Source organism: Mesorhizobium sp. WSM4829 (genome assembly GCF_055811475.1).
In genome coordinates, this window is record NZ_JBVVQJ010000002.1 from 46,385 (window position 1) to 68,275 (window position 21,891).

General features: G+C 60.2%; 17 protein-coding genes. 4 read left to right on the forward strand and 13 right to left on the reverse strand.

The window, feature by feature from the left end:
- Position 1: 1 nt before the first annotated feature.
- The 5 genes from glgB to AC0L17_RS02530 all read right to left on the reverse strand — a co-directional run bounded on the left by glgB (position 2) and on the right by AC0L17_RS02530 (position 8,037).
- The gene (gene glgB, locus AC0L17_RS02510; protein WP_473514644.1) at positions 2–2,215 is read right to left on the reverse strand and encodes a 1,4-alpha-glucan branching protein GlgB; all 2,214 of its coding nucleotides are present in this window, start codon (positions 2,213–2,215) and stop codon (positions 2–4) included.
- Positions 2,216–2,273: 58 nt separating this feature from the next.
- Positions 2,274–4,736, reverse strand: a complete 2,463-nt coding sequence (locus AC0L17_RS02515; RefSeq protein ID WP_473514645.1) for a glycogen/starch/alpha-glucan phosphorylase — start codon at positions 4,734–4,736, stop codon at positions 2,274–2,276.
- Positions 4,737–5,051: 315 nt separating this feature from the next.
- Complete coding sequence (locus tag AC0L17_RS02520; RefSeq protein ID WP_023802796.1) at positions 5,052–5,834, reverse strand: ATP-binding cassette domain-containing protein; 783 nt, start codon at positions 5,832–5,834, stop codon at positions 5,052–5,054.
- Positions 5,835–5,836: 2 nt separating this feature from the next.
- Entirely contained in the window at positions 5,837–6,901 is a 1,065-nt protein-coding gene (locus tag AC0L17_RS02525; RefSeq protein ID WP_287071173.1) for an ABC transporter permease, read from the reverse strand.
- Between the two features lie 158 nt (positions 6,902–7,059).
- Complete coding sequence (locus tag AC0L17_RS02530; RefSeq protein WP_287050449.1) at positions 7,060–8,037, reverse strand: sugar ABC transporter substrate-binding protein; 978 nt, start codon at positions 8,035–8,037, stop codon at positions 7,060–7,062.
- 268 nt (positions 8,038–8,305) lie between these two features.
- On the opposite strand from AC0L17_RS02530, the gene AC0L17_RS02535 reads away from it, so the two are divergent.
- The 4 genes from AC0L17_RS02535 to AC0L17_RS02550 all read left to right on the forward strand — a co-directional run bounded on the left by AC0L17_RS02535 (position 8,306) and on the right by AC0L17_RS02550 (position 12,299).
- Positions 8,306–9,532 carry an ROK family transcriptional regulator gene (locus tag AC0L17_RS02535; protein ID WP_023802793.1) on the forward strand — a complete coding sequence of 409 codons (1,227 nt, stop codon included), beginning with the start codon at positions 8,306–8,308 and terminating at the stop codon, positions 9,530–9,532.
- A gap of 3 nt (positions 9,533–9,535) precedes the next feature.
- Complete coding sequence (locus AC0L17_RS02540) at positions 9,536–9,982, forward strand: RbsD/FucU family protein (protein ID WP_128172083.1); 447 nt, start codon at positions 9,536–9,538, stop codon at positions 9,980–9,982.
- Positions 9,979–10,902, forward strand: a complete 924-nt coding sequence (locus AC0L17_RS02545) for a carbohydrate kinase family protein (protein WP_473514646.1) — start codon at positions 9,979–9,981, stop codon at positions 10,900–10,902. The genes AC0L17_RS02540 and AC0L17_RS02545 overlap by 4 nt, the downstream gene beginning before the upstream one ends.
- A gap of 254 nt (positions 10,903–11,156) precedes the next feature.
- Entirely contained in the window at positions 11,157–12,299 is a 1,143-nt protein-coding gene (locus tag AC0L17_RS02550; protein WP_473514647.1) for a DegT/DnrJ/EryC1/StrS family aminotransferase, read from the forward strand.
- Positions 12,300–12,349: 50 nt separating this feature from the next.
- On the opposite strand, the gene AC0L17_RS02555 is transcribed toward AC0L17_RS02550, so the two are convergent.
- The 8 genes from AC0L17_RS02555 to AC0L17_RS02590 form a co-directional block, all read right to left on the reverse strand.
- Positions 12,350–12,778: a type II toxin-antitoxin system VapC family toxin gene (locus AC0L17_RS02555; protein ID WP_473514648.1), complete on the reverse strand. Its 429-nt coding sequence runs from the start codon at positions 12,776–12,778 to the stop codon at positions 12,350–12,352.
- On the reverse strand, positions 12,778–13,017 hold the full coding sequence (locus tag AC0L17_RS02560; RefSeq protein WP_473514649.1) for a type II toxin-antitoxin system VapB family antitoxin: 240 nt from the start codon (positions 13,015–13,017) through the stop codon (positions 12,778–12,780). The genes AC0L17_RS02555 and AC0L17_RS02560 overlap by 1 nt, the downstream gene beginning before the upstream one ends.
- Positions 13,018–13,113: 96 nt before the next feature.
- A complete protein-coding gene (gene cysQ / locus AC0L17_RS02565; RefSeq protein WP_473514823.1) occupies positions 13,114–13,929 on the reverse strand; it encodes a 3'(2'),5'-bisphosphate nucleotidase CysQ in 816 nt (271 codons plus the stop codon).
- 10 nt (positions 13,930–13,939) lie between these two features.
- Positions 13,940–15,877 (reverse strand): sulfate adenylyltransferase subunit CysN, encoded by a 1,938-nt coding sequence (gene cysN, locus AC0L17_RS02570; protein ID WP_473514650.1) that lies wholly within the window; start codon positions 15,875–15,877, stop codon positions 13,940–13,942.
- Positions 15,878–15,879: 2 nt separating this feature from the next.
- Positions 15,880–16,785 (reverse strand): sulfate adenylyltransferase subunit CysD, encoded by a 906-nt coding sequence (gene cysD, locus AC0L17_RS02575; RefSeq protein ID WP_258120331.1) that lies wholly within the window; start codon positions 16,783–16,785, stop codon positions 15,880–15,882.
- A gap of 244 nt (positions 16,786–17,029) precedes the next feature.
- Positions 17,030–18,343, reverse strand: a complete 1,314-nt coding sequence (locus tag AC0L17_RS02580; protein ID WP_473514651.1) for an O-antigen ligase family protein — start codon at positions 18,341–18,343, stop codon at positions 17,030–17,032.
- Positions 18,340–19,599 carry a tetratricopeptide repeat protein gene (locus tag AC0L17_RS02585; RefSeq protein ID WP_473514652.1) on the reverse strand — a complete coding sequence of 420 codons (1,260 nt, stop codon included), beginning with the start codon at positions 19,597–19,599 and terminating at the stop codon, positions 18,340–18,342. Before AC0L17_RS02585 ends, AC0L17_RS02580 begins: the two co-directional genes overlap by 4 nt.
- Positions 19,487–21,859, reverse strand: coding sequence for a GumC family protein (locus AC0L17_RS02590; protein WP_473514653.1), 2,373 nt, complete (start codon positions 21,857–21,859; stop codon positions 19,487–19,489). The genes AC0L17_RS02585 and AC0L17_RS02590 overlap by 113 nt, the downstream gene beginning before the upstream one ends.
- Positions 21,860–21,891: the final 32 nt, after the last annotated feature.

The following is a 21,891-nucleotide window of genomic DNA, read 5'->3' on the forward strand; positions in this document are numbered from 1 at the left end:
CCTAGTCCGGAGCAAATTCGAGCATGATCGTCGACAGCGGCGGCAACAGCATCGTCGCCGAGATGCCTCCTGCTTCCTTCCGGGCCTCGACGGCACCGTCATTGCCCTTGCCGGAACCGCCATAGTCGGAGGCGTCCGTGTTGATGATCTCGCGCCATCTTCCAGCCATTGGCAACGGCACGCGGTAATTGTCGCGCGGCACCGGCGTAAAATTGGAGATGACGGCGATCGGGTTTCCGCCCGGCGCGCTGCGCAGCCAGGCAAAGACCGAGTTGGCGCTGTCGTCGACGATCAGCCAGGAAAAGCCCTCCGGTTCGCAATCGCGCGCATGCAACGCCGGCCGTGAGCGGTAGAGATAGTTAAGATCGCGCACCGTCTGCCAGACGCCGCGGTGGGCCCGGAAATCGAGCAGGTTCCAGTCGAGTGCGCGCGCCTCGCTCCACTCGCGGCGCTGGGCGAATTCCTGCCCCATGAACAACAGCTTCTTGCCGGGGTAGCCCCACATAAAGGCGTAGTAGGCGCGCAGCGTCGCGAATTTCTGCCAGTCGTCGCCGGCCATCTTGCCAAGCAGCGTCCCCTTGCCGTGCACGACCTCGTCATGGGAGAGCGGCAGCACGAAATTCTCTGAGAAGGCGTAGACCAGACCGAAGGTGATGTCGCCGTGGTGATGCTTGCGGAAAATCGGCTCTTTGGAGAAATACTCCAGCGTGTCGTGCATGAAGCCCATGTTCCACTTGAAGCCGAAACCCAGCCCGCCCTCATGCACCGGCTGCGAAACTTTTGGCCATGAGGTCGATTCCTCGGCGATCGTCATCACACCCGGATGATGACCATAGACTTCCTTGTTCATCCTCTGGAGGAAGCTCACCGCCTCGAGGTTTTCGCGCCCGCCTTTTTCGTTGGGAATCCATTCGCCGGCCTTGCGCGAATAGTCGAGGTAGAGCATCGAGGCGACGGCATCGACGCGCAAACCGTCGACATGGTACTTTTCGGCCCAGAACAGCGCATTGTTGACCAGGAACGAGACCACCTCGCGCCGGCCGAAATTGTAGATCGCGGTGTTCCAGTCGGGATGGAAGCCCTTGCGCGGGTCGGCATGCTCATAGAGCGCGGTGCCGTCGAAATTGGCCAGGCCATGCGCGTCCACCGGAAAATGCGCCGGCACCCAGTCCAGGATGACGCCGATGCCGGCGCGGTGGGCGCCGTCGACGAACCGGGCAAAACCGTCCGGATCGCCGAAGCGGGCCGACGGCGCGTAGAGGCCCGTCGTCTGATAGCCCCAGGACGGATCATAGGGATGTTCGGAGATCGGCATGAATTCGATATGGGTGAAACCCGTGTCGACGACATACGGGATCAGCCGGTCGGCAAGCTCGTCCCATGACAGGAAGCTGCCGTCGTCGTGAAGCTGCCAGGAGCCGGCATGGACCTCATAGATCGACACCGCCTCGCGGCGGGCGTCGGCGTTGCGCCAGAAATTGCGGTGCGCCTCGTCACCCCATTGATGCGCCGGCGGAAGCGCCGTCACCGAAGCGGTGGCCGGTCGCAGTTCGGACTTGAAAGCGAACGGATCGGCCTTCAGCGGCAGCCTCACGCCATCGGGCCCGATGATCTCGTATTTGTATGGCCGTCCGGCGCCGATGTCGGGGATGAACAACTCCCAGATGCCGGTGTCGCGGCGGACGCGCATCGTATGCCTGCGGCCGTCCCATTCGTTGAAGTCGCCGACCACCGAAACGCGCCTTGCATTGGGCGCCCAGACGGCGAAATGGACGCCGGATGCACCCTCGTGATCGATGAGATGCGCACCGAGCTTGTCGAACAGCCTGAGGTGCGAACCTTCGGCGATGTAATAGTCGTCCAGCGGACCCAGTACCGGACCGAACGAATAGGGATCGGTCAGCCACCAGTCACCGCCGGCATTGCGCGCGTGATAGCGCAGCGGCTGACGCTTTCTGAGCGAGAGGCTGCCCTCGAAGAAGCCGCCTTCGTCGCGCCTGGAGAGTCCGCCGGCGTTCTTGCCGGTCAGCGTATAGGCAGTGACGAACTCGGCATGAGGGACAAAGCAGCGGGCGGCAAAGCCCTTGTCGACCTCGTGCACACCGAGGACAGCGAAAGGATCACCATGCGTGCCGGCGACAATTGCCGCGACATCACCGGCTGACGCCAGTCCATCCGGCCCGCTTTTCGCAGCGGTCGCGCGCGGCTTCCTCATCAGGCAGTGACCCTCCCCGGCACCCGGACCACATTGTTCGTGGCCTCATGCAATCATATCAGACGGGCACGTTCCAGATTTCTTTCGCATATTGGCGGATCGTGCGATCGGACGAGAACCAGCCGACGCGGGCGACATTGCGAATTGCCCTGGCGTACCAATCCGGGCTGTCGCGCCAGACGGCGTCGACATCGCGTTGGGTTGAGGCGTAGGCATCGAAATCCGCGGCGACCATGAACCAGTCGCTCTGATAGAGGCCGTTCATCAGGTCGCGATAGCGTTCCGGATCGTCAGGCGAAAAGACGCCCGTCGAAACGGCAGCCACGGCCTGCGCCAGTTCGGGAGAGGCTTCGATCACCGATCGCGGATCGTATCCGTTGCTGCGCCGCTCGGCGACCTCTTCGGTGGTCAGGCCGAAAATGAAGATGTTGTCGTCGCCGACGCGTTCCTTGATCTCGACATTGGCGCCGTCGAGTGTGCCGATGGTCAGCGCACCGTTCAGCGCGAATTTCATGTTGCCGGTGCCGGAGGCTTCCATCCCGGCGGTCGATATCTGCTCCGAAAGATCGGCGGCCGGCATCATGATCTCGGCCAGGCTGACATTGTAGTTCGGCACGAACACCACTTTGAGCAAGCCGCGAACGGCCGGGTCGCGGTTGATGACTTTGGCGACGTCGTTGGCGAGTTTGATGATCAGCTTGGCATTGTGATAGCTGGGCGCCGCCTTGCCGCCGAAGAACTTGACGCGTGGCATCCAGTTGCGCTCGGGATGGGAGCGGATCTGGTCGTAGAGGGCGACTGTTTCGAGGATGTTCAGGAGCTGGCGCTTGTATTCGTGGATGCGCTTGATCTGGATGTCGAACAGCGCCGAGGGATCGATCCTGATGCCGAGGCGGTCGGCGACGAGATTGGCGAGCTTGGCCTTGTTCGCCCGCTTGACTGCCGCGAACTTGTCGCGGAAGGCGGCGTCGTCGGCAAAAGCATCGAGCTCCTTGATCGCATCTATATCGTCGAGGAAGCGGTCGCCGATCGCCTCACGGGTGAGCGCGGTGAGACCGGGATTGCACTGGATCAGCCAGCGCCGCGGCGTGATGCCGTTGGTCTTGTTGTTGATGCGGTCGGGGTAGAGTCGGTGGAGCTCGGCAAACACCGTTTCCTTCATCAGCTCGGTGTGAAGGGCAGAGACGCCGTTGATCGAGTGCGAGCCGACAAACGCCAGATTGCCCATGCGCACCCGGCGCTCGCCGTTTTCCTGTATCAGCGAGATCTGGCTGATCTGCTCGTCAGAAAACTGATCGGAGGCGCGCGCCTCCAGCAGCACTTCGGCGTTGATGGCGTAGACGATCTGCATATGGCGCGGCAACAGCCGCTCGAACAGCGGCACCGGCCAGCTTTCGAGCGCCTCTGGAAGCAGCGTATGGTTGGTGTAGCCGAAAGTGCGCTTGGTGATGCTCCAGGCCTGATCGAAATCCATGCCGTGGACATCCATCAACAGGCGCATCAGCTCGGGCACGGCGATGGCCGGATGGGTGTCGTTCAGATGGATCGCCGCCTTGTCGGGCAGCGACTGCAGGTCGCCATACTGGCTGAGATGACGCTGAATGATATCCTGCAACGATGCGGTGGAAAAGAAATACTCTTGCCTGAGCCGCAGCTCCTGACCGGCCTTGTGGGAATCGGCAGGGTAAAGGACGCGCGACAAGGCATCGGCCTTGTTGCTTTCGGCGAGCGCACCGATGTGGTCGCCGGCGTTGAACTTGTCGAGCAGGATCGGATCGATCGGCATGCCGGACCAGAGCCGCAGCGTGTTGACGCGGTTGGCCCGCCAGCCAACCACCGGCGTATCGTAGGCAACCGCCAGAACATGTTCGATCGGCTTCCAGACGTGGCGCTCAAGCCTGCCGTCCTTCGAGGTGATCGATTCCACCGAGCCGCCGAAACCGACCTCGAATGAGCGTTCGCGCCGCTCGAACTCCCAGGGGTTGCCGTGATCGAGCCAGGTCTCGGGCAGCTCAACCTGCCAGCCGCCATGGATTTCCTGCCGGAACATGCCATTGGCGTAGCGAATGCCATAGCCATGCGCGGGAATGTCGACGGTTGCCATGCTTTCCATGAAGCAGGCGGCGAGCCGGCCGAGACCGCCATTGCCAAGTGCCGCATCTGGTTCGAGGGCCGCGATGAGGTCGAGGTCGACGCCGAGAGACCGCAGCGCTTCGCGCATATTGTCCATTAGGCCGAGATTGGAGAAGGCATCACGCATCAGGCGGCCGATGAGGAATTCCAGTGACAGGTAATAGACGCGCTTTTCCTGATGGGCGTAGGCCTCTTGCGTCGCCTGCATCCAATGATCGACGATATGGTCGCGCACGACCTTGATCGAGGCGGTGAGCCAGTCGTATTGCGTCGCGACGCTGGTCCCCTTGCCGAGCCTGTATTTGAGGGCCTTCAAGACTTCGTCGGCAAGCGCCTTGGGATCGGAGTTTTCGAGAATGGGAGTTTTGGATGTCATCGCGCGCGTCATGCTGCCTCTCGTGCGGTTGCCATGATCATACCGGCTTTCACCATTCCTCCCAGCCCATGCTAGCGCATATTGTTATGCGTTCAATCGAGTTAGATTGCCGCGGGGAAGCTACCCAGCGGCAGTTTAGCAACTTGAAGTGCGTCGCGTTTGGGCGGCGTCTGCGACGCATCTTAGAGTCTTAGTTATGTGCATATCGTCCCAAAACCGCAGCGCACCCTCGGTTCGCGCCCGAGGGCATGCTTTTGGGCGACATGCATTTCTTGTTCGATACAAGTCGTCATCCCAAAACCGCTGCGCACTTTTGGGCGACATGCATCAGGCCGCCAGCGCCGCCTCCGGCGGAAGCTTCGCTCCGGTCATGAAGGCGACGGCGTCCGACATCGTATATTGCTTGGGATCGATGACACAGAGGCGACGGCCCAGCCGATGGATGTGAATGCGGTCGGCCACCTCGAAGACATGCGGCATGTTGTGGGAGATCAGCACGATCGGCAGGCCGCGCTTCTTCACGTCGAGGATCAGTTCGAGCACGCGGCGGCTCTCCTTGACGCCTAACGCCGCCGTCGGCTCATCCATGATGACCATCTTCGAGCCGAAGGCGGCGGCGCGCGCCACCGCCACGCCCTGGCGTTGGCCACCCGAGAGCGTCTCCACGGCCTGGCTGATGTTCTGGATGGTCATCAGGCCAAGTTCGGTGAGCTTGTCGCGGGCGCGCTTCTCCATTGCCGGGCGGTCGAGCATGCGCAGCCAGTCGCCCAGAAAACCCGGTTTGCGGATCTCGCGACCGAGGAACATGTTGTCGGCGATCGACAGCGCCGGCGACAGCGCCAGGTTCTGGTAGACGGTTTCGATGCCGGCTTCGCGGGCTTCGATGGGCGACTTGAAGAGCACCTGCTTGCCGTCCAACTCGATGATCCCCTCGTCCGGGACAACGGCGCCCGAGATCGCCTTGATCAGCGTCGACTTGCCGGCTCCATTGTCGCCGATCACGGCCAGGATCTCTCCCGGATAGAGATCGAAGTCGCAGCTGTTCAGTGCGGTGACGCGGCCGTAGCGCTTGACGAGGCCGCGCGCGGTGAGGATGGGCTCCTGGGTCATGGTTACACCGAAACCTTTCTGATCCACTGGTCGATCGCCACGGCACCGATGATCAACACACCGGTGAGCAGCACTTTCCATTGCGGATCGGCGCCCAGCATGTTGAGGCCCATCGACACGACGCCGACGATCATCGCGCCGAACAGCGTGCCCAGAATAGAGCCGCGCCCGCCGAAGAGGGAAATGCCGCCGATCACCGTCGCGGTGATCGCCTGCAAATTGTAGTCGGTGACGGCAGCGGACGGTGAGATCGAGCCGTTGCGGCCGATGGAGACCCAGGCAGCGAAAGCGGCGATCAGCCCGGCAAGCGTGTAGACCGAGATCAGCACCTTCTTGGTCTGGATGCCCGACAGCTTCGCTGCCTCCGGATCGTCGCCGACAGCGTAGACATGACGGCCCCATGCCGTGTGATTGAGCACGTACCACAAGAACAGCACCAGCACGACCATGGCAATGACGCCGAACGTCAGCACCGCCGTGCCGACCTTGAAGTTCAGGCCAAACAGATGCAGCAGCGGGGCCTGGACGTCGACGTCGGCGTCACGGATCGTCTCATTGGCCGAATAGATGAAGTTCGTGGCCATGACGATGTTCCAGGTGCCGAGCGTGACGATGAAGGGCGGCAGCTTCATGTAGGCGACCAGCACCCCGTTGAGCAGCCCGCAGGCCGCGCCGGCGGCAAGCCCGATCACCACGGCAAGCAAGGTCGGCAGGCCGTAGGTGACCGCGCAATTGCCCATGATCACGGCCGAAATCACCATGATCACGCCGATTGACAGGTCGATGCCGGCTGTCAGGATGACCAGCGTCTGCGCGGCTCCGAGAATACCGACGATGGCGATCTGCTGCAGGATCAGCGTCAGCGTATAGGACGAAAAGAACCGCCCTCCGATCGTGGCGCCGAAGACAGCAATCGACAGGACCAGCACGATCAGCGGCACCGCAGCCGGAGTGGAATGCAGGAAATGCTGGATGCGCTTGACGAGCGACGTGCCGTGCTCGTCAAAAGCAGCAACGCTTGTCTCGCTGTTCGCGAGAGCCTTTTCGAATTCCTGAACCTGAGACATGTTTCCTCCCATGAGGTTTCAGCCACGCGCCGAAGCCCGTCCAACCGTTCCCGATCTGCCGCCGGAATTGTTCGCGCTTGCGATTTCCGCATCGTCCACCCGAAGCGGCCGGGGATCAAGCCCCTGGCCGCTTCGGTCTGTCGCCTGTCAGACCGGCATCAGCCCCAGCACTTGGCGAGACCTTCCTTGGTGTCGATGGACTTCACGCCCTCCGCGGGCTTGTCGGTCACGAGATTGACGCCGGTGTCGAAGAAATCCTTGCCTTCGGTCGGCTTGGGTTTTGTCCCGTCCTTGGCGTAAGCGGCGATCGCTTCGATGCCGAGTGCCGCCATCTGCAGCGGATATTGCTGTGAGGTCGCACCGATCACGCCCTCGGCGACCGACTTCACGCCGGGGCAGCCGCCATCGACCGACACGATCAGCACATTGCCTTCGAGGCCCACGGCCTTGAGCGCCTGGTAGGCGCCGACGGCTGCCGGCTCGTTGATGGTGTGGATGACGTTGATGCCGGGGTCCTTCTGGAGGAGGTTCTCCATCGCCTTGCGGCCGCCTTCCTCGTTGCCGTTGGTGACGTCGTGGCCGACGATACGCGGATCATCCTCATCGCCGATCTTGTTGGGGTCCTTCACGTCGATACCGTAGCCCATCATGAAGCCCTGGTCGCGCAGGACGTCGACCGTCGGCTGCGAGGGCGTCAGGTCGAGGAAGCCGATCCTGGCATCCTTCGCCTTGTCGCCGAGCGTCGCTGCGGCCCAGGCACCAATCAGCTTGCCGGCCTCCAGATTGTCGGTCGCGAAGGTCGCGTCGGCGGCGTCGACCGGATCAAGCGGCGTGTCCAGCGCGATCACCAGCAGACCGGCGTCACGTGCCTTCTTCACCGCCGGAACAATGCCCTTGGTATCCGACGCGGTGATCAGGATGCCCTTGGCGCCGTCGGCGATGCAGCTTTCGATCGCCGCCACCTGGCTCTCGCTGTCGCCATCGATCTTGCCGGCGTAGGCTTTGAGTTCGACGCCGAGTTCCTTGGCCTTGGCGCTCGCGCCTTCCTTCATCTTGACGAAGAAAGGGTTGGTGTCGGTCTTGGTGATCAGGCAGGCGCCGACATCGGCGGCGGACGCAGCCGAGGTGAACGCCATCAGACCCAGTCCGGCCGCGGCAAAAACGGTGGATCTTAGCAGTGCTGTCTTGGTCACGATTTTCCTCCCAGTGGGACCAGTTCGGATGCCGGCCAACCGGCATCGCATGAGCATCCAGCGACTTCTCCCAGCGTGGACGCTTGCCCCAAGAGAATACCAGACTGAGGGTCCTGTCAATAATTAAATCACTCTTATTTATTATTGACAGCGTGGCGTCGGTCACTCATTCTGGCCAAAAGCATTAAGGGAAACGACGGGAGGAGAAGGGGTGGAGACCGGCATACCAAGGCACGGTTCGCCCGAGGCAGCCAAAAGCCGCATTCACCGCGGCACCAACCAGAGCGGCATGCGGGACCACAATGAGCGGCTGGTGCTGTCGCTGGTGCGTCAGCACGGCAGCCTGGCGAAGTCCGACATTGCGCGCATGACCGGACTTTCGGCCCAGACCGTTTCGGTCATCATGCGCGAGCTCGAGGAGGACAACCTTCTTGTCCGCCAGGCGCCGCTGCGCGGCAAGATCGGCCAACCTTCCATTCCGATGGCGCTCAATCCCGATGGCGCCTATTTCATCGGCCTGAAGATCGGCCGCCGCAGCGCCGAACTCGTTCTGATCGATTTTCTCGGCAATGTGCGTTCGATGCTGCAGCATTCCTACCGCTATCCGGCACCGCGCGAGACGGTCGAGTTCGTCACCTCCGGCATGAAGACGATGCGCGGCGAACTCACCCCGGCGCAGGACAAGCGCATTGCCGGACTTGGGATTGCCATGCCGTTCGAATTGTGGAGCTGGGCCGATACGGCAGGTGCGCCGCGGGACGTCATGGACGAATGGCGCCACCGAGACATACGCGCCGACATCCAGGCACAGTGCGAATTCCCCGTCTACCTGCAAAATGACGCCACCTCTGCCTGCGGCGCCGAACTGGTGTTCGGCAAAGCGGGCACGGCACGCGACTTCGTCTATTTCTATATCGGTGCCTTCGCCGGCGGCGGCATCGTGCTGAACGGTCACCTTTTCGGCGGACCGACCGGCAATGCCGGCGCGCTGGGTTCGATGCCGGTGCCTGGACCGGACGGCAAGCCGACCCAATTGATCGGCGTGGCGTCGATCGCCATGCTGGAAAAGGCACTCAACGCGCGCGGCGTCGAAGCCTCACATCTGTGGACGTCACCGGAGGATTGGGGCGAAATCGGCGTCGAGCTCGACGATTGGATCGCCTGCGCCTCGCAGGCGCTCGCCTATGCCATTGTGGCGGCGTCTTCGGTTATCGATTTCGAGGCGGCGGTGATCGACGGATGGATGCCGAAGGCCGTGCGGCGCCGGCTCGTCGATGCCGTTATCGATGCTATCGGCAAGATCGACGGTGAAGGCCTGAAGCTTCCGGCCGTGCGCGAGGGGACTGTCGGCATTCATGCACGTGCCCTGGGCGGTGCCAGCCTGCCGCTTTCCGAGCGCTTCCTCATCGGCTCGACGACGATTTCCAGGAGTGCCTGAGCGATGCTGATCGGAATCCCGGTGCTGCTCGGTCCACAGCTGCTGGCGACGCTGCGTGCCATGGGTCATGGCGACGAGATCGCCCTTGTCGACGGAAACTACCCGGCGAAAGAGCAGGCACACCGGCTCATCCGCGCCGACGGTCATCATCTTGCTCCGATGCTCGACGCCATCCTCAGCGTATTGCCTGTCGATGACGCGGTGCCGGAGGCGCTGTTTCGCGCCTCGGTCAAAGGTGATCCCCTGCTTGCCGATCCCGTTCATCACGAGATGGAGGCGATCTGCGCCGAGCGTGCTCCGGGCCGCAAGGTGGTTGCGCTTGCCGGCGCCGACTTCTATCAACGGGTCAGGTCCGCACACGCGATCGTCGCGACAAGCGAGCCGCGGCTCTACGCCAACATCATCATCCGCAAGGGTGTGATCTATCCGCCGGAGACCAGGAAATCATGATCCTCTGTTGCGGCGAAGCCCTGATCGACATGCTGCCACGCACCACGACTGAGGGCGAGCCGGCCTTTGCCCCTTATGTCGGCGGCGCGGTGTTCAACACGGCAATAGCGCTCGGCCGGCTGGGAGCGCCCGCCGGTTTCTTTTCCGGCCTGTCGACGGATCTGTTCGGCAGCCAGTTCAAGGACGCGCTTGACGCAAGCCAGGTCAGTTCCACCTATGCGCACACATCGCCCCGGCCGACCACGCTCGCCTTCGTGCGGCTGGACAACGGCCAGGCGACCTACACATTCTACGATGAAAACACGGCCGGACGGATGCTGACCATCGACGATCTGCCGAAACTCGGCAGCGAGATCGAAGCCATGCTGTTCGGCGCCATCAGCCTGATCTCGGAGCCGGCCGGATCCACCTACGAGGAATTCATGCGGCGCGAGCACAGCCGCCGCGTCATCATGCTCGACCCCAACATCCGGCCGAATTTCATAGCGGACAAGGCCAAGCATCTCAGGCGCATCCGCTCGATGATGGCCATGGCCGACATCGTGAAACTGTCGGACGAGGACCTCAACTGGTTCGGCGAAGCCGGCTCGCACGAGGACGTCGTCCGCAACTGGCTGGAGCGCGGCCCGACGCTGATCGTCGTCACCCATGGCAGCGAAGGCGCCATCGGCTACACCAGGGATCACAAGGTCACGGTCGTGCCGGACAAGGTCGAGGTGGTCGATACGGTCGGCGCCGGCGACACGTTCAACGCCGGCATCCTGGCCTCGCTGCACGAGCAAGGCCTGCTGTCGAAGGAGGCGATCGCCAATCTGTCGGACGACGCCATCCACAAGGCGCTGGCGCTCGGCGCCAAGGCTGCGGCGGTAACCGTGTCGCGGGCCGGCGCCAATCCGCCCTGGCGGCATGAAATCGCCTGATTGGGCGGCGATGCGCCGAGGATGCGCAGGACGTCGATCACTTTATGTTTCGCCCAGCCGAGCGCGTGCGACACGAAGGCCGTGTCGTGCGCTACAAAGCCCCGGATTTCCGGCGTCTGATGCGGACCTGTCGGACTGAGAGGCAACAGGCTGCGACATTTGAGCAATTGTGGTTTGGTCCGTGCAGCTTTCTCGGCCGCGCCAAGTCTGATACCAGCGGCCGGTTATCTGGCTAGTCCCGTTTTGAGGCCGACATGCAGTTCATCGATCTAGGCGCGCAGCGCGAACGAATCCGCGACAGGCTGAAAGCCGCCATCGACCGCGTCGTCGACGAGGGTCGCTACATTCTCGGACCTGAGGTCACCGAATTCGAAAACAAGCTCGCCGCCTATGTCGGCACCAAGCATGTCGTAGCCTGCGCCAACGGCACTGACGCGCTGCTGCTGCCGCTGTTTGCGGCCGGCATCGGTCCAGGTGACGCGGTGTTCGTGCCGAGCTTCACCTTCGCCGCCACGGCGGAAGTGGTGGCGCTGGCCAAGGCCGAGCCGGTTTTCGTCGATGTCGATCCGCAGACCTACAATATCGACATCGCCAGCCTCGAAGCCGCCATCGCCATGATCAAGGCGGAAGGCCGGCTGAAGCCAAGGGCGATCATTCCCGTCGACCTGTTCGGGCTCGCCGCCGATTACGAGGCGATCATGGCCATCGCCAACCGCGAAGGGCTGATGGTGATCGAAGATGCCGCCCAAGCGATCGGCGGCTCGAGCGACGGCAAGATGCTGGGTTCGTTCGGCGCGGTCGGCTCGACCAGCTTCTACCCGGCAAAACCGCTCGGCTGCTATGGCGACGGCGGCGCGATGTTCACCAATGACGATGCGCTGGCCGAGCAACTTCGCTCGTTCGCCTTCCACGGCAAAGGTGAAACCCAATATGACAATGTCCGCGTCGGCATCAATTCGCGGCTCGACACTCTGCAGGCGGCGATCCTGATCGAGAAGCTGGCCATTCTTGAAGACGAGATGGTTGCCCGGCAAGCGGTCGCCAAACGGTATGCCGAAGGCCTCGGCGACATCGTCAAGGCAGCGCGCAACCTGGACGGCGGCCGTTCGGCCTGGGCGCAATATGCCATCGAGACGCCGAAGCGCGACGGGCTGAAAGCGCATCTCGGGGAAAAAGGCATCCCGTCGGTGATCTATTATGTGAAGCCGCTGCACAGCCAGATCGCCTACCGCGACTATCCGCGCACGCCGACAGGTCTTGCCGTTTCTGAGGAGCTGCCGAAGCGTATCCTGTGCCTGCCCATGCATCCCTATCTGAGCGAGGCCGACCAGGACCGGATCATCGAGACGATCCGCAATTATATCGGCTCGAATTCGGCGCAAATCGCCGCCGCGTAGAGTCTCACGCGCACGACTACGATCTAGCCGGTAGCGCTCCCGCGTAAATATCAGGTTTTGATACCCACAGTCGTGACATCGGTAAGCGCAAATCCCGCATCGATGGTCAGGATCGGCGCCTGGTAGGATTTCGCCGTGGCATAATGGAAGCAGTCGGCAAGATTGAGCGCACTATTCCGTTCAGCGTCCGGATAGCGGTGCCGTCCATAGCGATCGAAGGCTTGTAGCGCGACGGTCAACTCACGGCTCGAAATCGCCATAAGCTGGACCCCGGCCGCTTCAAGGAACTCCTGCACACGCGCTTCAGCTTCTGCCATGGGAATGCGCTTTTTGCGAAACAGCCCAACTGTCGCCTCCCATGCAGCCACGACCGATGTGATCGGCCGTGGAGAGCGTGCGGCATCGAGCGCCGCCGCAAGGTTCTCGGCCTCAGGCTCTTCCGTCATAATGGCGACGATTACAGACGCATCGACGAACATCAGTAGTCGCCGCTGAGGTCATCGAAAAACGCCCTGTCCGCCGCAAGGCCGGTGTCCGGATAGGCCGCAATCTTCGCGCGCAAAGTCTTCAGCCGCTCCCACAGTGGGATCGCCTCTTCGGCGCGGCGCAATTCGTTCTCCAGGGCCAGCTTCACGGCAGCCGTCTTGTTCAAGCGCGTGCGTGCTGCCAGTTTTTCGGCAAGCACGTTTACCTCTTCACTGCGAATGTTGAGCGGCATTAGCCAATTTCCCCGTGTAGACGTAAATATAACAACGCCAACACGCGATGGCAACCGTCCATCAGGAGAGCATAAGGTTTTGTGGGAGCGCTTCCGTCAATTTCGAGGACGCGCTCGCACGGCGTCAGGTTGGCCCGCGCTCTTCCCGCTGGCGATGAAATGCGGATTGGCAAAATCCACGTCATCGCTCTGGTTGCGCTTGCCGTAGGCCAGCGGCTGACCATCGAGCGAGCGCGTCATCCCGCCTGCGGCGCGCAGCACCGCGTCACCCGCCGCGGTGTCCCATTCCATGGTGCGGCCGAAGCGCGGATAGACGTCGGCCTCGGCGCTGGCGACAAGACAGAATTTCAGCGACGAGCCGACCGAGACGATCTCGGCAGCGCCCACCGTGCGGATATAGGCTTCGGTCTCGGGCGTATTGTGGGACCGGCTGGCGACGACGGTCAGTGGCGCCACGCCCGTTCTGGCCGAAATCGGCCGACGGCCGATGATCAGGTAATCGCCATTGACATCGATTGCTTCCGCCCTGTCCGGCCGGCCGGAAAAGAAGCGTCCGGTGCATGGCGCAAAGACCACACCGATCTCCGGCACGCCGTGGCGAACGAGCGCGATGTTGACGGTGAAGTCGGTCCTGCGGTTGACGAATTCCTTGGTGCCGTCGAGTGGGTCCACCAGGAAGAAGGTATCGTCGAGGTCGGGCGGCACGATGCCGGCCGATGCCTCTTCCTCAGCCACGCAAGGGATATCGGGGAAGGCGGCGCGCAGCCCGGCGAGAATGATCTTTTCGCTCTCGCGATCGGCTTCGGTCACCGGCGAGGCGTCTGATTTCTGGTCGACCGCGCAGCCGGCATCAAAAACACGCATCACCTCGCGCCCCGCCGCCAGGGCAAGGCGCTCGAACACCCCGAGCATCGATTCGTCGTCAGATGCCGCCGCCGCTATCGTATTGGTTTTCGGCAATGTCGCGCTCGTTCAGCCAGAGTTCCAGGGCCTCTACCATCTCCTCGGCCGACTTGCCGAGTGTCTTGAGATGGATTTCGGGATTTTCCGGGGCTTCATACGGCGAATCGACGCCGGTGAAATTCTTGATTTCGCCGTTCAACGCCCGCGCATAGAGGCCCTTCGGATCGCGTCTGGCGCATTCCTCAAAGGGTGTGTCGACAAACACCTCGACGAATTCACCGCTGGCCATCAATTCCCTGGCCACGCGCCGCTCGGCGCTGAATGGCGAAATGAAGGAAACAATGACGATCAGCCCGGCATCGGCCATCAGGCGCGCCACTTCGGCCACCCGGCGAATGTTTTCGACGCGATCGGCGTCAGTGAAGCCAAGATCGCGATTGAGCCCGTGGCGGACATTGTCGCCATCCAAAATGTAGGTGTGGCGGCCGGTGGCGAACAGCTTCTTCTCGAAAAGGTTGGCGATGGTCGACTTGCCCGACCCCGAGAGCCCGGTGAACCAGAACACGGCAGGCCGCTGGTTCTTCAGATCGGCGCGGCCATGCTTGCCGACATCGAGCGATTGCCAGTGGATGTTCTCGGCGCGGCGCAGCGAATGCAGGATCATGCCGGCGCCGACCGTGGCGTTGGTGATGCGGTCGATCAGGATGAAGGCGCCGGTCGTGCGGTTCTCGGCGAAAATATCGAAGGCGATCGGTGCCCGCGTCGAGATGTTGCAAATGCCGACCTCGTTCATTTCGAGCGACTTGGCCGCCTCATGGGCAAAATCGTTGACGTTGACGCGGTATTTCAGGTCGGTGACGGTGGCGCTGGTCTGATCGGTCTCGGTCCGCAGGATATAGGAGCGGCCCGGCAGCAGCGCGTGCTCGTCGAACCAGACGATGTTGGCGGCGAACTGGTCGGCGACCTGCGGCCGCGCCGCCGGCGACACCAGCATGTTGCCGCGCGAGACCTCGACCTCGTCGTCGAGGACGAGGGTGATGGCCTGGCCGGCCACCGCCTGACTCAGATCGCCGCCATGCGAGACGATCCGCCTGACATGAGCGGACTTGCCGGATTTGGCGACAACGACCTCGTCGCCCGGTGCGACCGAGCCGGACGCGATCGTGCCGGCAAAACCGCGAAAATCGAGATTGGGGCGGTTCACATACTGCACCGGAAAACGGAACGGCAGTTCGACAACGGCTTCATCGACTGACACGGTTTCCAGATGTTCGATCAGCGTCGGGCCGGAATACCATTCTGTTTTATCGGAACGGCCCGTAACGTTGTCGCCATAGCGGGCCGACATCGGAATGGACACGATCGACTGGAAACCGAGTTCACGTGAGAACTGCGCGTAGTCTGCGACAATCCGTTCGAACACCGCCTTGTCGAAGCCGACGAGATCGATCTTGTTGACGGCGAGCACGATGTGCCGGATGCCCAGCAGCGAGGCGATGATCGAGTGGCGCCTTGTCTGGCGCAGCACGCCCTGCCGGGCGTCGATCAGGACGATGGCCAGATCGGCGGTCGACGCGCCCGTCGCCATGTTGCGGGTGTATTGTTCGTGGCCGGGTGTGTCGGCAACGATGAACTTGCGCTTTGGCGTGGCGAAAAAGCGATAGGCGACATCGATGGTGATGCCCTGCTCGCGCTCGGCCTCGAGGCCATCGACCAGCAGCGCGAAATCGACGTCGTCGCCCGTCGTCCCGTGCTTGCGCGAATCACGCTCGAGCGCAGCAAGCTGGTCCTCGAAAATCTGCTTGGTGTCCGAAAGCAGGCGCCCGATCAGCGTCGACTTGCCGTCGTCCACCGAACCGCAGGTCAGGAAGCGCAGCAGCGATTTTTGTTCCTGCACCGCCAGATAATCGCGAATGCCGTCGGTGGGGGCGATGCTCTCGGCCGTGATGTGGCGCATGCTCAGAAATACCCCTCGCGCTTCTTCTTTTCCATCGAGCCGGCTTCATCACGGTCGATCAGGCGGCCCTGCCGTTCGGAGGTGCGCGCCGTGAGCATTTCGCCAACAATGGCCTCCAGCGTGTCGGCGGCCGATTCGATCGCGCCGGTCAGCGGATAGCAGCCGAGCGTGCGGAACCGCACCAGCCGGTTCTCCACCGTCTCGCCGGGACGTAACTGCATGCGGTCGTCATCCCTCAGAATGAGCATGCCGTCACGTTCGACGACCGGCCGCTCCTTGGCGAAATAGAGCGGCACGATCGGGATGTCTTCCTGGAGAATGTACTGCCAGATATCGAGTTCGGTCCAGTTCGACAACGGAAAGACCCGGATCGATTCACCGGTCGCGATGCGGGTGTTGAATATCTTCCACATCTCCGGCCGCTGGTTCTTCGGATCCCAGACGTGCTGGGCATTGCGGAAAGAGAAGATCCGCTCCTTGGCGCGCGATTTCTCCTCGTCGCGCCGCGCCCCGCCGAAGGCTGCATCGAAGCCGTATTTGTCGAGCGCCTGGCGCAGCGCCACGGTCTTCATCACATGCGTATGGGTGTTGGAGCCATGGTCGAAGGGATTGATGTTGTCGCGCACACCATCGCCGTTGACATGGACCAGGAGATCGAAGCCGAGTTTTTGCGCCATCTGATCGCGAAAGGCGATCATCTCGCGGAATTTCCAGGTCGTGTCGACGTGGAGAAAGGGAAAGGGCGGCTTGGCCGGATAAAACGCCTTCATCGCAAGATGCATCAGCACTGAGGAATCCTTGCCGACTGAATAGAGCATGACCGGCTTGGCGAAGGTCGCCGCAACCTCGCGAAAGATATGGATGGATTCGGCTTCAAGCCGCTGCAGATGCGTAAGCGCGATGTTCATGGACTTTAAGCGTTCTCTCGTGCCGCCCGGATCTTGCATCGAAGCATCAGGCGCAATTTTTCAGCGGCCCGGTTCAAGCTTCATTTCTGGACGATGTTCTTTCGTGCAGGCGTTCTAGCAGATCGCCATTATCTATAACAATGCAAGACAGGCCTGCGCTGGAATGGTTCGAGAAAGAATTTTCCACGCAGGGACCAGAACCCGGAAATTCCTGCCCAGATCGCAGGGCCGTCGCCAGGAGGCGCTAGGACGGCGTTCCAATGGGAACAAGTAACTTTTCACCGTTGTGGTCGATCTCGATCAATTCACTCTTCTGGCGGGCTGCAAATCCTTTGTGGAAGATAATGGCGTTCATGAAGGCAAACGTCATTGCAAGCGCCTCGGTCCGCAACGGATAATCGACGAGTGAATGAATGAGAAGAAAAAACACGGAGAGAAACGCCGCCTTTTGAAGGGGATCGCGACGAACTCTGGCAAGCGCCATAAAAAGAATCACGAAATAAAGCGCCATCAACAGAACAGCAAGAACTCCGCCTTCGAAAGCGATTTCAAGATACTCGTTGTGAGCATGATTTACATATTGCCTGAAAATCATCCCTTCCTTTTCATATATCTGGTAGGCCTTTTGAAAATTTCCAAACCCGACGCCGGTTGCCCAATTCTCTTTGATCCCCTCAATGGTGGTGCGAGCAATCTCTCCTCGCCCGAAATCCGGGTCAATCGCTTCGGCCTCGATCTTCGTCCATGCGCCTATCGTAAACACTGAAAGTGCTATGAAAACGGCAACGATGCTGAGTCCACTCACCCTGGAACGCGTTGAAAGAAAGACTATGGACAGCACGGTGATCGCTAATCCGATCAGAACGCCGGCACGCGAACCGACGGCCAAAAGGAGCAGCAAAAGCGTGGCCAGCCCGAGCGATCCCGACAAAAGATGTCCTCGGAACAGACCATAATAAACGACGAAGGGGATAGACACGAAAAGCAATGCCGCAAAATGATTCTCGTTGGCAAAAAGCCCGGCGTTTATCGTGAACGGCAACAATCCCTTTATGGCAATGTCGTCCGAGAGCGAATATTGAATCGCGCCCGCTAAGCCGTTGCAGATAACACCCATAAAAAAGAACGGCAGAAGCGCAGGGACTTGCTCGGCACGCAAACGCAAAACGCTCAAAAAAAACGCCGCCAACGCCACCAGATACAACAGACATTCGATCGTCCGTCCAACGCCGACACTGACGAAACGAATTTGGGATTCCCCTACAAGCTCGGAGTCTGCGAGCAGCAGTTCCGGTCGCAATCCGCTGAATATCGCCGCAGGCAACGGAATGATCTGCAGAACGGCCAGCGCCACAGCGAAGATAAGCAGCCACAGAACAGAATGGGGGGTCCTTTGGCCAGAGGCCTGTGAAAAGACCGCCGCTGCCGAGACAATTGCCGCAACCTCGATCAGCGTGTCCGTGTAAAGCCCGCTTGCAGTGCCGCCGCCGATCAGCAGCGCTATAAACAGAACCGATCCGAGGAGATATTTATCCCATTCCGATGGCCGGTCGCTCAAGATGAAAGTCTCTCGATGCTCAATTTGTGCATTACCAATGTGCCGACATAGCGAAAGCGCCAGCTCTCGGCAATGGCGGCAGTTTCCAGCTTCAATAATTGCATGGGGCACCCAGTCGGCCCAACCGAAAACTCCTGACTGAGCGCCTGACGATTGTATGTACCGTCCGGTATATGGAACCGCGCTATTTCGCCAGCAGGCCCCACACACCTGATCGACCAGAACAGTTCCTTTGGAAGCTTCAGGTTTCTTGCAGACGCAGCCAGAGAAACCTTGTAGGAGCCAGGAGGCAGTTGGATATACTGCTGAAGCGCTGCGTTCTTAACCGGCGTATTCAGGAAGCGGACCGTCGCCCCCCCCTCACCTTCAACCGCATTTTGAGCCGTTGCAAGCGTAACTTCGAGACCCGACTGATCGCCGACCTGCCAATCAAAAGGTTTGCCGCTGGATAGAGGCTCAAATGCGCTGTTGAAAATGTATCCGCCCAATTTCCGTTCTTGATCGGACAGACTGAAAAGAAACAACCGATACGCTTGTTCATATTTTTTCTGACCAAAATAGCTGTGGATCAGATAGGACACCTCGCTCGAGTTTGGTGGCGCACTTGACCCAGTCAAATCGAGCAGCAACCGATTTGCGAAATCGAGCCCGTCGGGGGTTTTCCCCAGCGTGACCAACAGATTGGACCTCCAGGGCGCAGCGGCCCTGATGGCTGCCAGCACAGCCTGATATCCATCGGGATTCGAGAGGATTGTCGGCAGCCCCCCGGCGATCGCCGGAAATTGATCTGGCCATCGCCGCAGCAAAATATCGATCTCGCGGACGGCCCCGGACAGATCGCCTATTTCGATGGAGCGGCCTATTGACCTCTGGAGCGCAAGGATTTCGGTCTTGGATAAATTTCGAGCTTGATCGAAAAACTCATAGGCCTGATCTTTTTCACCCTTCCGGTACTTGATCTCGCCGATCAGGCTGTAGAGACGTGCGTCCGCAAGGTCAAAGCGAAGCGCGCTTTCGAGCTTTGCAAGTATGGCGTCGAGATCGGGAGCATTGCTTGTATCGTTCAGGTCGTGAGTAATCTCGCCTATCAAGGCATTGACGTTCAACGGATCCAGCGCGAGGGAAACGGTTGGCGTTTCGGTTTCAAGAAACCGACTTAGCCCGATCGACGAAGCCGCCAACACTAGAACGGATGCGGCGAACCAAACGCCTGAACGCCGGAGATTTTGCATAAGCGGGCTGGTCTGCTCCGTCATCGACTTTGCCCTCAAGCTTCGGGGTGCCATAGTCGTAATACTGGTAGTTCATGTATTTGTAGGCGTAGTTATAATCGAACTTGTTCACTGCAAACTTCGACATCGCGGCTCCGACCACATTCGCGCCGGCGGCCCGCAAGCGCTTCAACGCTGTCTTCGCCGACTTGCGCGTGACCTGGTTGGTAGAAATGACCATCAATGTGCCCTCGGCAAGCCGGCTGAGGATGGGCGCATCTGAAAGGCCGACGATCGGCGGGGCATCGATTATGACAAGGTCGAAACGCTTGCCGAGATTGGTGATGATCAGCGCCATCTTTGGTGAAGAGAGCAGGTCCGCAGGGTTCGGCGGGATCGTTCCGGAAGTCAGGACGGTCACATTAGGATATTTCGTCGCCCTGAAAATGCTTGCCAGATCCTCCTTGCGGACGGTGTTCGTCAAGAGATTGCTCAGGCCAATCGTGTTGTCGAGTCCAAACAGCCGGTGAAGGTTGGGTTTTCGAAGATCGCCGTCGACAATGAGAACCCTGGCACCGAGCGCGGCAAAATCCTGTCCGAGCTTGAACGAGGTGGTCGACTTGCCCTCGGATGGTTCCGAACTCGTGACCAGCAGCGATCGCGGCGCGCCTTCGGCCCCGGAAAACTGAAGCGATGTTCGAAGCGAACGGTAGGCCTCGGACAGTCCTGATTTTGGATCGGCGATGCTGGCAATCAATTCCCGGTCATCAACATGCGGCAGGATGCCGAGCATCGCCAATCCCAGCTCCTTTTCGATTTGCTCAGGATTGGTGAAGGTGTTGTTCAACAACTCGATGATGTAAATAATTGACGCGCTGAGCGCCAGGAAAAGAGCCAGAGCGACCGCAAGATTGATGGTCAATCGTGGAGAATAAGGGCGATTGGGCAGCGTCGCGAAATCGACGATTGCGGCACTTTGTGTCTTGAGCTCCGAGCTCACGCCGACCTCGTTCAACTTGGCAATCAAATTGTCATATTGCGAGCGGTTCGAATCGACTTCTCGCTTCAAGATTGTGTATTTAATGTTTTTATCGTTGAAGATGACTTGCTGCATCTCCATCTCGGCAAGTTTTGACTTAAGGTCGGCTTCCTTGTTCTGAGCCTCCTGGTATTTCTGCCGCAGTGAATCGGTTATCGTCAAAACGCCGTTGTTATAAAGCCGCTGCAGTTCCTTGATCTGCGCCTGAAGCTGCTGCATCTCTGGAAAACCGGGCTTCAATATACCCAACTTCTGCTGGTACTGGCTGGTCAAATCCGACAGCTTCTCGGTGATTTTCTGCAGACCTTCGCTCTCCAGAACTGGGCCGAGACTCGATCCGCGTCCCTTGTTTATCTGGTCCACCATCCGTCCGGCATCGAGACGTTCCTGGATTGCTGTCGCGAGCGCGGTGTTGAGAGTCTCGATGTTCGACCCTATCAGCGATTTTTCTTCGCCGGTTATCGTGATGCCCGCATCCTTTGCATAGGCGACGAGTTCCTCTTCGGACTTCTGAAGCTTTTGCTTTACCTGCAAGACCTGTTCTTGGATGAATTGCCGCGCCAGGTCGGACGTTTCGCTGGTTTGATCGAGGCGCTGGTCGATAAAACTTTGCGCAACTTGATTGGCTATATCACTTGCATATTTCGGGTTCTGGTCGACAAACGCAATCGACAGCAGGCTTGTGTTCGTGACAAGAGTGACCGTGAGGTCATTCATAACCCGACCTATCGCAATTTCCTCACGTTCCTCCGGCGTTTTCTCCTCTATGGAAGGCGATTTGGAAATTCCGAACGCACGATAGAAAATGTTGCTAGGCGAGAAATTCGGGGTCGGGAACAGGAAGTCCGGCTTTTCGCTAAGCCCCAGTTGGAACACCACGCGCTGCGCCAAAGCCCGGCTCTTCAGCTTTTCCCGAGCGGTTTGAAAGGCGCGCATGTCGCTGGTTTCAGAAACCACCTCAATGTCCTGAAACACCTTGGCGGAAGGAACCAGCACTTCCAATTGCGTTGTCGCCCGATATTTTGGCGTCTGCATCATGGTTACGACGACGCCAGCAACAATTCCGCCCGCTACCATCATCAGTATCAGCCACCGATACTGGACAGCGTAAAACAACAGTTTGAGTGGATTGAAGCGTTCGTCCTGCTCGGCGTGATCGCGACCATAGGGGTTATAGTTTTGCGCACCGTCATAATACAGGTCGGCAGACAAGGCTTGGCCATGTCCGGGGCCTGCAATTTGATGCTGTCGATTGCGATCGAGCATTGCGTGACAACCTTGGGTTTGTCTCTGGGCTT

What these genes read in the sequence shown, in the direction of transcription:
- AC0L17_RS02550 (WP_473514647.1), top strand. Translation starts at nt 11,157, where the DNA reads ATGCAGTTCATCGATCTAGGCGCGCAGCGCGAACGAATCCGCGACAGG.
- glgB (WP_473514644.1), bottom strand. Translation starts at nt 2,215, where the DNA reads ATGAGGAAGCCGCGCGCGACCGCTGCGAAAAGCGGGCCGGATGGACTG.
- AC0L17_RS02520 (WP_023802796.1), bottom strand. Translation starts at nt 5,834, where the DNA reads ATGACCCAGGAGCCCATCCTCACCGCGCGCGGCCTCGTCAAGCGCTAC.
- AC0L17_RS02525 (WP_287071173.1), bottom strand. Translation starts at nt 6,901, where the DNA reads ATGTCTCAGGTTCAGGAATTCGAAAAGGCTCTCGCGAACAGCGAGACA.
- cysQ (WP_473514823.1), bottom strand. Translation starts at nt 13,929, where the DNA reads ATGCTCGGGGTGTTCGAGCGCCTTGCCCTGGCGGCGGGGCGCGAGGTG.
- AC0L17_RS02555 (WP_473514648.1), bottom strand. Translation starts at nt 12,778, where the DNA reads ATGTTCGTCGATGCGTCTGTAATCGTCGCCATTATGACGGAAGAGCCT.
- cysN (WP_473514650.1), bottom strand. Translation starts at nt 15,877, where the DNA reads ATGCGCCACATCACGGCCGAGAGCATCGCCCCCACCGACGGCATTCGC.
- AC0L17_RS02515 (WP_473514645.1), bottom strand. Translation starts at nt 4,736, where the DNA reads ATGACGCGCGCGATGACATCCAAAACTCCCATTCTCGAAAACTCCGAT.
- AC0L17_RS02545 (WP_473514646.1), top strand. Translation starts at nt 9,979, where the DNA reads ATGATCCTCTGTTGCGGCGAAGCCCTGATCGACATGCTGCCACGCACC.
- AC0L17_RS02585 (WP_473514652.1), bottom strand. Translation starts at nt 19,599, where the DNA reads ATGACGGAGCAGACCAGCCCGCTTATGCAAAATCTCCGGCGTTCAGGC.
- cysD (WP_258120331.1), bottom strand. Translation starts at nt 16,785, where the DNA reads ATGAACATCGCGCTTACGCATCTGCAGCGGCTTGAAGCCGAATCCATC.
- AC0L17_RS02540 (WP_128172083.1), top strand. Translation starts at nt 9,536, where the DNA reads ATGCTGATCGGAATCCCGGTGCTGCTCGGTCCACAGCTGCTGGCGACG.
- AC0L17_RS02530 (WP_287050449.1), bottom strand. Translation starts at nt 8,037, where the DNA reads ATGGCGTTCACCTCGGCTGCGTCCGCCGCCGATGTCGGCGCCTGCCTG.
- AC0L17_RS02560 (WP_473514649.1), bottom strand. Translation starts at nt 13,017, where the DNA reads ATGCCGCTCAACATTCGCAGTGAAGAGGTAAACGTGCTTGCCGAAAAA.
- AC0L17_RS02590 (WP_473514653.1), bottom strand. Translation starts at nt 21,859, where the DNA reads ATGCTCGATCGCAATCGACAGCATCAAATTGCAGGCCCCGGACATGGC.